The organism is Flavobacterium sp. WC2509, assembly GCF_052683105.1.
On record NZ_JBQZFG010000001.1, the window covers coordinates 336,032 to 349,273 of the forward strand.

The following is a 13,242-nucleotide window of genomic DNA, read 5'->3' on the forward strand; positions in this document are numbered from 1 at the left end:
ATCTTCTTTTTTATTTAAAAATTACAATGAACGGTCCAAATGTGTGTATCCTCCATCTACATAAATCAATTGACCTGTTGTATGGCTTGATTTGTCAGACAATAAGAATACCGCCATGTTTGCAATTTCTTCAGCTGTAGTCATTCTGTTTTCGAACGGAATTTTAGCTTTGATTTCTTTTAATTTTTCTTCAGGATTTTCAAGGGTCTTAATCCATGAATCATATAACGGCGTATAACATTCTGCTACGATAACCGAATTGACACGGATTCCGTATTTTAACAATTCAACTGCCCATTCGCGCGTTAAGGCATTACGACCACCGTTTGAAGCAGCATAAGCAGAAGTATTTCCTTGCCCAGTATCTGCTGTTTTTGAACCAATATTTACAATCGCTCCCTTTGTTTTTTTCAATTCCGGCAAAGCGTGTTGCGCCATCAAATAATAATGTACCAGGTTTTTATGAACTGATGCCATAAATTTTTCATAGTCTCCGCTTTCCAAACCTACACCATCATTTACACCAGCATTATTGATTAATCCATCAATACGGCCACATAATGCAATTACCTGATCAACGGCATTTTTACAATCATCAGGATTGGTTAATTCGGCTACAACAGAAAGTGCTTTTCCACCATCAGCTTCGATTTCTTTAATTGCAATTTGATTATCAACATCAACTCTTCCCACGATTACGGGAATAGCACCTTCAGCAGCCAAAACTTTACAGATTCCAAGTCCTATTCCTTTTGCACCACCAGTTACAATAATTATTTTCTTATCAAGATTAAGATTCATTTGTTCTCTATTTAGGTTGGATAGTTTTTTATTTTTTTATTAATTAAGAGTTTATTCAAGATGATAAAATTTGACTAATCCTAGCATCTTTTACAGGATGGTATTTCCAAAAATATGGGTCACTATCTGTTCTTATGCAGGTCAAATATTTTTTCCATCATCATCCATTTTTCGCCTTCTTTTGCCCATGGCAATGCCTTTTGGTATTTCCACATTAATTCTTCCCATTTCTGAACGATCGGATTATTAGCATCCATCTCTCCTTTTCTTTCAAAAGTAAAAGTTTCATTAGCCTCAATAATCATAAACATCCTGTTTCCAACGCAATAAATATCAAGGTTTTCGATTCCGGAACCAACAATACTTTCCGTGATTTCTGGCCAGATCTTTTCGTGATATTTTTTGTATTCGGCCATTAAATTCGGATCTTCATTCAAATCTAGTGCAAGACAATATTTTTGAGTTACCATATTATTTTATTTAAAATGTAAGGTTCAAAAACCTAAATTATTTGATTAAAAATTGATTCCTTTTCGATGCCCGATTTCAAAAACAAGTTTATTTACTATAACGTTATAGATATTCAGACACAATGTTTTCATTACAATTTCAAAAAATAAAATTATTTCATTATTATGTTTTATTATACCTCAAAATTATCATTAATTAATCTTTTATTATCTTTATTATTAATTTCACAAAAAGGACAATAAATGTCATACATTTTGACAATCTTTTATCTTTTAAAAAAGCATCCATTAATTTCATAGCGAAATACTCAAAAAAACGCAATAATAATTATACTATTAGTGGATATAAAATGGTCTAAAGATGCGAAGTTATTTTTTTTTCAAGACAATGATAAAAATCATTGCATAGCCCTTGCTATGGAATTATTTTTTGAGGAAGCATTGGAGAAAAAGAACGAGTAGATTAGACTATTTTATAGGTACTAATGGTATTACAATAAAAATAAAACAGATTTGATAAATAAACACACGAAATTGTCTTATCCTGGAAAATAGAATAAGACAAATTCAGTTAATGGTAACGAATTAAGGATTAGATTTTTTAAAACTTAGGCTAAAGCTCTTTTTCGATATTCTTTAGGAGTAGTTCCTATTATTTTTTTAAACAGCTTATTGAAGTTTGAAGCTGTTTTATAACCGCATTCATAGGCAATTTCAGAAATTCCCAGATTGGTTTCTAATAAATATTTGCATGCATTTGATACTCTGATTTCATTCAGGTATTCCACAAATGGCTTTTTGGTTTTAGCTTTAAACATTCTGCAAAAAGAAGTGGGTGTCAAATTGGCGATTTGAGAAATTTCATCAAGAGAAATATCTTTATTATAATTTGCTTTCACATATTGAAAAACAGCTACAAGACGATCATTTTTATTATCATCATTCATAGAGATATACTGATCATCATTGATGTATCTCAAATCTTTGCTTTTTGACAAAAGAGACAAAATTTCAAGTAGTCCCACGATAACCTCAAAGCCTTTCATTTTTAGTGATTTTTTCATTTTTTTGGCAATCAGGCTATTTGTCTGACCTGTGATAGCCACGCCTTTCATCGCTTGAGAAAGAAATTTTTTGACTTCCTGAGCTTCCGGTAATTCATAAAAAGATTTCCCAAAAAGGTCTTTGCTAAAATAAATCACAATGGCTTTGGCTTTCAGACTATCATTTTCCTTATAAAAAGCTTCATCATTAAGCCAAACATGCGGAATATCATCTCCTAGAAATACCATATCTCCCGCTTCAAATGACTCTATCGAGTTTCCGATAATGCGTTTTCCATGACTTTCTAAAATATAAACCAACTCAAATTCCGGATGTGAATGAAAAGGGGACTGAAAAAAAGATTCTTCCCGCGAAAATACAGAAAGTGCAGTATTAGTATAGGAAGCAATATTTGTTTTTACAATTTTCATTTCGAGAATAATAACATTATAGTTAAACTATTACTATTGATTTGATTCATATAATTAGATACAAATCTATTTTGACCATGCGAACCCATATATCTTAAAAATGGACTGTTTCAAAAGTTAGTAACTTTTGGGACTGTTCAATTTTATCAGAACGATTACCCAGTTCACATATTACTAATTTTTTTGCTTTTAAAATATCCTGCAGGCAACAAATTTAACAAAGCCTGCAGGATATTATGCTTACTTATAAATATAAAAAAAATCTAAATGGATTTAACCTTTTTACTTCTTTATTATTTTCTTCGATACTATCTTCTCACTGCCAGCATATATCTTAACAATATAAATTCCTGTTGATAGTTTTGATACATTTACGGCATTACTTCCATTTAATTTTTGATTCAACAACATACGACCTTGCATATCAAACACCTGTGCTTCAGTAGTACGATTGTCTTTGGCAAGATCTATATACAATACATCTTTCACAGGATTAGGATAGAACGTTACACCATTTTCTCTTTCAAAATTCCCTATTGATAAACTGGGAGTCTGAGTATTATTAACCGTAATTTCTACTGGCAACCCATCCACAACCGTGAACTGAATTGTTGTTTCTCCGTTTGCAGTACCTGTTATGACAGCTCTTGTATTTGGCTGAGAAAGTTCCCACTCGGTTCCCTTTATTTTAATGTTTATTTGCTTATCTACTGATGGAGTGCTTTGCACTGATGAAGTACCTATCGCTTTCAGAAATCCTAAATCGGGATTGTTTACCGTCAGTGCAAGTTTTTTTGATGCCGAATCATATTGAGACATCACCAAGCAAGGATAATCTGCGCTGGTTACTTGTCCTGAATTGTTTATTCCAGAAATCGCACTAAAAAAAGAATATCCAAATATTGAATTTGAAGTGGCAGTTGGTTTGTATTCCACAATATGAGCAATATTATCTTTTCGGTGAACCGTATAAGGCTTGTTGCCTGCTCCAATTTGACTGTTTAGAGTGGTCATGTCTGTGGCTGTAGCCCCAGGTATACAAATGTATTCATAGCCTTGATTGGATGGAGCTGTTCCATGATCGAGATAACCGATGGCATAATTCCCTACTGGATTATTGGCAATAGTTTGCTGATTCCATAACAGATCATGTTGTGGCGTTTGTTGGTTCGCTTTTGTCAGCTTAATGGTTCCACTTCCAGGAAACACATAGAAACCGGTGCTGAAGTTATCGATAAGCCAATGGCTGGCAGCTCCATCGTAAGTATTGCTATAGTCGGATGTCGGCAATACATTACTATCCACATTCACCACTTCTTTCCCTGTTATTGCTTTACGTTGATACAAAGTTGTCAGAGTCGTGTTTACGGCATCATTGTTGCCAATGTTTGAACCCAGACAAATCAACATATTATCAAATGCAAATACCGATTTCTTGAAAACAAAAGTGGCATTATGATTATCCGAAGAATAGGTGGAAGTTCCCCATCCTAGACCCGCTTGCTCTTGAAAATCCATCGCAAACATACCGTAAGTACCGTGATCCGCCTTTAGATAATCACTATTTTTATTTATAAAACTTAAAGAACCCGCAAATCTTTTTTGTTGGAGTTGCTCTTGGTTCGATTTTTCTGCATCAAGCTTATTCCATGGAAGTCGAATCACTGTAGCACCCGGCACAAAATTCCAATCCCTAGTAGTTACATCATAACCATTCGCTACGGAAGTTCCAGGATACATGATATCAACAACACCATAACTTTGATAACGTCCAAAACGGTTTTTACTTGACAACTCAGGGCCATAGGTTTCTGCGCCCATCATATTGTCATTAAATCCTTTGATCGTGGCCACCCAATCGTTTTTACGATAAATTCCAGCCATGGAATGATTCATCTGAAAAAAACCTGAATTAAATGGCGCCACAGTGGCATTGCCAAGCGGTGCATAGGTACCAGGCCATATACGATTGTGAAGAGTAGCCACAACTGGATCTGAACTTCCAGTACCCAAAATGCTTCCTCCAGCCACTGCCATATTACGGAATGCGTCTCTACTAATATCAATATCAGTTATGTGGGGATTCCTCCCAGCCATAGCTATAGATCTCTCTCCAATATCATTGCAAATCATTGCTTGTGCCATCATCGCATCTCTTAAGCGAAGATAAGAATCAGTGTTTACTTCGAAAGAAGTGCCTCTCAAATAATAAACGATATTGGCAGCAGTATTATAATTATACGTATATCCTGGATAGGATACGTTGTGATGAAAACTAGAGCCGTCCGATTTTATTCCATCCATAGTTCCTGGTGTATAAGCCATGAAATAACCCATCATTCGCTTAAAAGCAGTCATATAACGATAGCGTTCATCGGCAGAGTCCAACCATTTTGCATAGGCCATCATAACTGTTCCACTGTTGCCAACGTGATCTATGTTAATTCCTCCCTGATAGCTGGATTTCCATATATAGTCAAAATCATTTTGTTTGTACAGCACATTTTCAAATAAATTCTTTACCAATACATTGGTTCTGATTTGTGGAATCAGTATTGCCGGCTGAGCAAATTTCGTATAGTCATATTGAATACCGTCTATAGCTAATACTCCTTGACATATACGAGAAGAAACCAACCATACTGTATTAAGAGCTTTGGTATAGGTGTCGGTATCTTCAGGATGAAATTTGAGTTGTTGGGCAAAAGTTTTTAAAAACGCGGCCTGACTGTAATTAGTAATAGTCCCAGCGATGCTATTTCCGTTTACCGTAATACCAAGTGCATTATAACTTGCAATGGCGGCATTAAGTGCTGCGGTAGTTGGCGCAACGGTACCCAAATAAGCATCGGAATAGCGGTTGTAGATGGTCTCTATTTCTGCATCGATCGTTGCATTTGAGGCTACCAAAGGTAAGTCTGGACTTGGAGTGTAAGAACAGATTTTGTCATCTACTTTGTATTGTAGCGTGTTTGCGGAAGGATAAGTAACCATGCTTACATAGTCTTTTGGATCTTTAACTGTTGTAAAGCTTCCTATGATCGTTGTACCCACTCCAGTGGATTGCACAAAATTGAAAAGTGATCCGACTGGAGGACTATATGAATTAATGAGATCAACCTGCAATGTCGTAGCACTGCCGATGGTGATGTTTCCAGTTGCTTTTAATTGATCGTATGTACTACCAGCCGTTGTTCCTTTGGTTTCTACGCGCATAGTTCCGTTGTCTGCCAATGCAATATTCCCATTTACCGTTATTGACCTCGTAAGCGTACTGCCAGAAGCTAGACCAAAGTACAATGTGCTTACGGCAAGATCTCCAGTTATATTGATAGCTGCCCCCGAATTCGCTGGAGTCATTGCCGAATCGACGGTCAGTTGTTTAAGCGTTGCCCCCGAAGGATCCAAAAAGAGTGTAGTAACCTGTTGTCCTCCAGAAATAGAAAGGCTGGAATTTGGGTTGCATTTCAACAGACGGGTTGAATTCCCGGTTTGAATACTGGAAACCTGTAAATCATATCCGTTAAGGTCTAATATCGTAGCAGGACTAGGCCCCCCGCTAAAAATAAGCGGACTGTACCACTTACAATTTCCAACCAATTTACGATTATTGTAAATATTAATACCTGCACCCTGAGTATTGATAATACTTGTGGCAACCTGAGTTAAGCTAATGGTTCTTAATCCGTCACCTCTCACATACACCGTTCTGTTACTGGCCAGGTCAAGTTGAGCAGTGCTTCCAACAATGTCTCCAAATACATTAAAAAAATTACTGCCAGATACTGCCTGTAGTGTTTTAATATTTCCATTCCATGTTAGAAGCCCTCTAATATTAAAGTCAGTTCCTGTAGCATTATTAGCATGAATAATTGTTCCTCCATTATTGATCGTTAGAGCTCCAATGTTCATGGTGCCAGAAGTCGAAATGGTGACCGTACCACCATTCAAAATAATAAGATTGTCAGTTATGGACATAGCAACCGTGGTAAGACCGGTAATTCCATCTGAATTGGTAGTCCAGTTGGCGTTTACTGCACCAGTGTTACCTCCTAATGTTGCCGAGGCAGATGCGGTGTAAAAATTCGTAGCAAAAACTCTGGGAATGAAGCTTAAAAAAATCAGCAACAAAAAAGTAGTTTTTTTTTTCATTTTGTAATGTGGTTATTTAGTTAATCAATAGATTCTGGTAAATAGTGGCTACATAATAAATTTGGAGTCTTTCATTCTTAAAATTAGCATAGTTTTAGAATTTGTTTTTTAAGAATCCAAGGATGAACTGAGCAAAAATGTCAATACTTACAAATCTGGCGTATTCCTTATGAATGTGAATCCATACTTAGCAAAACACCATTATGCATTAATAATTTCAAGCGTTATTTAACTATTTCTCTCAATCGTAAAACTCTATTTCACTTATTTCTTCCCGAGTATAAAACAATAAATTTTAAAACATAGCTGATTATTTCACTTGCTATTAGTGCCTTATGTTATATACAGATAATATAAAATCAAAAATGGGTGACAAAAATTTACTTTTTTTTAAACTAACAATAACATTATAATTATGTCCAGTTTACCGCTAAGTTGTTTTAAGACTATTGTATAATGCATTTTTACAGTATTAATTGAAATTTCGAGTTGTTCTGTTATCTCTTTATACTTCATGTTTTCCAATACAATGGCTTTAAAAACTTCTTTGCTTTTTTCGGGAAGAGCTTCTTTTCCCTCTTCTAAAGCAAAAAAGTCTAATGAATCCTACTCCATTAAATTATTTACAACATTTTCAATATCTTTAACTAATCATTTGCAGCCATCACGAATGTCCACTATAGAAAATACTGACTATTTATGCGGTTTTTTTTTATTCTATTTTCTTTCTTTTGACCTAAAAGATTATTCATCAAATAAACCAGGACATCTTTATTAAAAAAAATCCTGCAGGCTTACAACTTAGTAAGTCCTGCAGGAAATTTTATTCATTTAGTAATATAAAAAATCTAAATGCATTACAACTTTTTACTTTTTCACCATTTTCTTCACTGCTATCTCCACACTGCCAGCATATATCTTAACAACATATATTCCTGCCGAAAGATTTGACACGTTTAATACAACACTGCCTTCATTCAATTTTTGATTAAACAAGATACGGCCTTGCATGTCATACACCTGTGCTTCTGTAGGTCCATTGAGTTTGGCAAGATCTATATGCAACAGATCTTCTACAGGATTAGGGTATATTTCTATAGTGTCCCTATTAGTTTCTGGCGCTATGATACTTTTACCTATCTCTTCCTTGCTCATTCTTCCTGTTTGTGAAGAAGATGTTAACTGCAGTTGAGGGCGGAGTGTTGCATTTCCACTTTCCTTCGAAGTGAAAGTCGCATCTGATGCACCATTAGCAACCGTTGAAACGATCTGAAGTGACAATGTCTTATCTCCTGAAAGTTCTGCTAATGCCTGGCTACTGATATTCCACTCAACCCATCCAGAGGCCTGACCGGTGACAGTTGCCAGCAAAGTGCTTGACGCTGGTTTGTTATTCCAGTTAAGACCAGTTTCTGTCCAAGTATCTGTAGACACATAGTACACCTGCCAAGTGGTTGCAGTCACGGCTGTACCTGCACTAACGATATTTAATCGCAAAACGGCATTATCAAAACTACTTACACCGTTCAAGTCAAATTTTAAAAATATTTCTCTACCGTATGAAGTCGGATCTTTTTTTAGTACCAATGAAGTTGATGTCCCATAATTGTCCACAGCATAAGTACCGTTTCTTACATAATCATCTGCCAGCGGATTGATTGTTGTATTTACGATAACAGTAACAATTTCTGAAGTTGCAGTGGCACCATCGTTATCTGTGGCAACTGCCGTAATTGAGTATTTTCCGGCAGGCACATTTGCCCAACTAAAACTATAAGGTGCTGTAAGAACCTCGCCTAGTTTAGTAGTTCCTTGGAAAAACTCCACTTTACTAATTGTCCCATCTGTATCAGCAACTGCAGCATCAATAGTTAAAGTTGCAGGTGTGGTTAATGTCGTATTAGTAACCGGTGATGTAATAGATACCGTAGGAAGTGCATTCACTTTAAATGTTTGAGCTACTGGTGCGGCAGCTGCATAAACATCATTTCCATCTTGTGAAGCCGTAATGGTACTAGTACCTTCACCTACGATAGTTACGGTAGCACCGCTTATTGTAGCCACAGCAGTATTAGAACTGGTATAAGCAACCGCTAAACCTGACGAAGCCGTTGCCGTCAAATCAAATACAGCATCAGTAGCTTTTTTTGTCGGTATTGCATTAAAAGTTATAGTCTGAGGAGTAGGAACCCAAACCAAATTAATCTCTACTGGTAATCCATCCACCACTGTGAACTGAACTGTCGTTTCTCCGTTTGCAGTGCCTGTTATAGCCGCTCTTGTATTTGGTTGAGCAAATTGCCAGTTGGTTCCCTTTAGTTTAATATTTATCTGTTTGTCCACAGATGGAGTACTTTGCACTGATGAAGTACCTATCGCTTTAAGAAATCCTAGATCGGGATTATTTACCGCTAATTTAAGGTTTTTTTGCGCCGAATCATATTGCGACATCACTAGACAAGGATAATCTGCACTGGTCACTTGACCCGAATTGTTTATTCCTGAAACCGCGCTAAAAAAAGAATACCCAAATATTGAATTGGAAGTGGGAGTTGGCTTGTATTCCACAATATGGGCAATATTATCTTTACGGTAAACCGTATAAGGCTTGCTGCCGGCTCCAATTTGACTGTCCAGAGTGGTCATGTCTGTAGCAGTAGCCCCAGGCATGCAAATATATTCGTAACCTTGATTGGATGGAGCTGTTCCATGATCGAGATAACCGATAGCATAATTCCCTACTGGATTATTGGAAACAGTTTGCTGATTCCATAACTGATCATGTTGTGGTGTTTGTTGGTTCGCTTTTGTCAGTTTAATGGTTCCACTTCCTGGAAACACATAGAAACCGGTGCTGAAGTTATCTATAAGCCAGTGGCTAGTCGCAGCATCGTACGTATTACTGTAGTCGGATGTCGGTAATAAATTACTGTCCACATTCACCACTTCTTTTCCTGTAATTGCCTTGCGCTGATACAATGTAGTCAGAGTAGTATTTACGGCATCATTGTTGCCAATGTTTGAACCCAGACAAATCAATAGGTTATCAAATGCGAATACCGATTTCTTGAAAACAAAAGTGGCATTATGATTATCCGAAGAATAGGTGGAAGTTCCCCATCCTAGACCCGATTGCTCTTGAAAATCCATCGCAAACATACCGTAAGTACCGTGATCCGCCTTTAGATAATCACTGTTTTTATTTATAAAACTTAAAGAACCTGCAAATCTTTTTTGTTGGAGTTGCTCTTGGTTCGATTTTTCTGCATCAAGCTTATCCCATGAAAGTCGGATCACTGTAGCGCCGGGCACAAAATTCCAATCCCTAGTAGTTACGTCATAACCATTCTCTACGGAAGTTCCGGGATACATTATATCAACGACGCCATAACTTTGATAACGTCCAAAACGGTTTTTACTTGACAGCTCAGGGCCATAGGTTTCTGCACCCATCATATTATCATTAAATCCTTTGATCGTGGCCACCCAATTGTTATTGCGATAAATTCCAGCCATAGAATGATTCATCTGAAAAAAACCTGAATTAAACGGTGCCACAGCGGCATTGCCCAGCGGTGTATAGGTACCAGGCCATATACGATTGTGAAGAGTAGCCACAACCGGATCTGAACTTCCAGTACCCAAAATGCTTCCTCCCGCCATTGCCATATTCCGGAATGCACCTATACTAATATCAATGTCGGTTATGTTGGGATTTCTTCCAGCCATAGTTATAGATCTCACTCTAGTATCATTACAAAACATTGCCTGTGCCATCATTCCATCTCTTAAGCGAAGATAAGAGTCGGTACTAACCACAAAAGAAGTGCCTCGCAAATAATAAACGATACTAGCAGCAGTATTATAATTATACGTATATCCTGGATAGGATACGTTGTGATGAAAAATAGATCCGTCTGCTTTTATTCCATCCATAGTTCCTGGTGTATAAGCCATGAAATAGTCCATCTTTCGCTTAAAAGCAGTCATATAGCGATAGCGCTCATCGGCAGAGTCCAACCATTTTACATAGGCCATCATAACAGTTCCACTGTTACCAACGTGATCTATGTTGATCCCTCCTTGATAACTGGAATTCCACATGTAGTCAAAATCATTCTGTTTGTAGAGTACATTTTCAAATAAACTCTTTACCATTGCGTTGGTTCTGATTTGAGGAATCAGTATTGCTGGTTGGGCAAATTTCGTATAGTCATATTGAATGCCGTCTACAGCTAATGTCCCCTTGCATATACGATAGGAAACCAGCCACACCGTATTAAGAGCCTTAGTATAGGTATCGGTATCTTCGGGATGAAACTTGAGTTGTTGGGCAAAAGTTTTTAAAAAAGCAGCCTGACTGTAATTGGTAATAGTTCCAGTGATGGTATTTCCGTTCACCGTAATGCCAAGTGCATTATAACTTGCGATAGCAGCATTAAGCGCAGCGGTTGTCGGCGCAGCGGTACCCAAATAAGCATCGGAATAGCGTTTTAAGATGGTCTCTATTTCTGCATCAATCGTTGCATTTGATGCTAACAAAGGTAGGTCTGGAGTTGGGGTGTAGGAACAGATTTTATCATCTACTTTGTATTGCAGCGTGTTTGCCGAAGGATAGGTAACAGTAGTTACATAATCCTTTGGATTTTTAACTGTTGCAAAACTTCCTGTGATCGTTGTACCCGTTCCTGTTGATTGCATAAAATTGAAAAGCGATCCCGCTGGAGGACTATATGAATTTACGAGATCAACCTGCAATGTTGTAGCACTGCCGATGGTGATGTTTCCGGTCGCTTTTAATTGGTCATATAAGGTACCAGCCGTTGTTCCTTTGGTTTCTACGCGCATATTACCACTGTCGGCCAATGCAACAGTACCATTTACCGTTATTGACCTCGTAAGCGTACTGCCAGAAGCTAGACCAAAGTATAATGTATTTACGGCAAGATCGCCAGTTATATTGATAGCTGATCCTGAATTAGCAGGAGTCATTGCAGAATCGATGGTCAGTTTATTAAGCGTTGACGCCGAAGGATCCAAAAAGAGGTTTGTAGTCTGTTGTCCTCCAGAAATAGAAAGGCTGGAATTTGGGTTGCATTTCAATAAACGAGTAGAATTCCCGGTTTGAATACTGGAAACCTGCAAATCATATCCGTTAAGGTCTAATATCGTGGCAGGACTAGGACCGCCGCTAAAAATAAGCGGACTGTACCACTTACAATTTCCAACCAACTTACGATTATTATAAATATTAATACCTGCAGTTGTTGTATTGATAATACTTGTGGCAACCTGGGTTAAGTTAATGGTTCTTAATCCGTCACCTCTCACATACACCGTTCTGTTGCTGGCCGGGTCAAGTTGAGCAGTACTTCCAACAATATCTCCATATACATTAAAAAAATTGCTTCCGGATACTGCCTGCAATGTTTTAATATTTCCATTCCATGTTAGGAGTCCTCTAATATTAAAGTCAGTTCCCGTAGCGCTATTAGGATGAATAATTGTTCCGCCATTATTGATCGTTAGAGCACCAATGTTTATAGTAGCAGAAGCAGAAATGGTGGCCGTACCGCCACTCAAAATAATAAGGTTGTCGGTTGTGGCGATGGCAACTGTACCTAGGCCGGTAATTCCGTCTGGATTGGTCGTCCAGTTTGCGTTTACAGCACCGGTATTCCCCACAAGGGTTGCCGTTGCAGATGCTGTGTAAAAATCTGTGGCTAGAACTCTGGGAATGAAGCTGAGAAAAATCAGCAACAAAAAAGTAGATTTTTTTTTCATTTCGTAATAGTGGTTTATTGAGTTAATTAATAGATTCTAGTAAATAATGCTACATAATAAATGGAGTTTTTAATTTTTAAATTATTATAATTTCAGAACTTGTTTTCTTTCCAAAGAACCTAAGTATGAACGTGTAAAAACACTAAGACTTACGAACCTGGCGCTATATCTGTATACGAACAAATCATTTTTTTTGTCGACCCCAATAAAAGAGTAATTACACATTTACAAGCATTTCTCTAAACTTGCCTAGTCATTACTTTTCTTTTGAATAGATCTAAGGCGAAATAGCTGATGCACTATTTATCTTAGCGCTAAAGAAAGTAACTACTACAACTGTTAACACTGTAAAATGACAGACTTTTCAACTCTGCCGAACACAAATTAAATAATAATAGAATGTGACTTTCTAGATTTACACTCCATATGTCTTTAGTATTTCTGTTTGCGGATCAGCTTTACTATAAAGTACATAAAAACTAGAACTGACAAAGCCACTATTAAGGCGATTAATAGTTTTCAGGCGTATATTTAACCATTTCTCTAGTTACTAAACACTA

The 13,242-nt window shown here is 37.1% G+C and carries 5 protein-coding genes and 1 pseudogene; all 6 read right to left on the reverse strand.

Annotation, left to right across the window (positions count from 1 at the left end; genetic code table 11):
* Positions 1 to 21: 21 nt before the first annotated feature.
* Positions 22 to 801: an SDR family oxidoreductase gene (locus tag ACUN3A_RS01265; protein WP_445549538.1), complete on the reverse strand. Its 780-nt coding sequence runs from the start codon at positions 799 to 801 to the stop codon at positions 22 to 24.
* Positions 802 to 923: 122 nt separating this feature from the next.
* Positions 924 to 1,271, reverse strand: coding sequence for an L-rhamnose mutarotase (locus ACUN3A_RS01270; protein WP_445549539.1), 348 nt, complete (start codon positions 1,269 to 1,271; stop codon positions 924 to 926).
* 608 nt (positions 1,272 to 1,879) lie between these two features.
* Positions 1,880 to 2,746, reverse strand: a complete 867-nt coding sequence (locus ACUN3A_RS01275; protein ID WP_445549540.1) for an AraC family transcriptional regulator — start codon at positions 2,744 to 2,746, stop codon at positions 1,880 to 1,882.
* A 282-nt stretch (positions 2,747 to 3,028) separates the two neighbouring features.
* Entirely contained in the window at positions 3,029 to 6,898 is a 3,870-nt protein-coding gene (locus ACUN3A_RS01280; RefSeq protein WP_445549541.1) for a chondroitinase family polysaccharide lyase, read from the reverse strand.
* A 390-nt stretch (positions 6,899 to 7,288) separates the two neighbouring features.
* Positions 7,289 to 7,465 (reverse strand): annotated as a pseudogene (locus tag ACUN3A_RS01285) (sigma factor-like helix-turn-helix DNA-binding protein); the annotation flags it as partial.
* 300 nt (positions 7,466 to 7,765) lie between these two features.
* Positions 7,766 to 12,682 (reverse strand): CBM96 family carbohydrate-binding protein, encoded by a 4,917-nt coding sequence (locus ACUN3A_RS01290; RefSeq protein ID WP_445549542.1) that lies wholly within the window; start codon positions 12,680 to 12,682, stop codon positions 7,766 to 7,768.
* Positions 12,683 to 13,242: the final 560 nt, after the last annotated feature.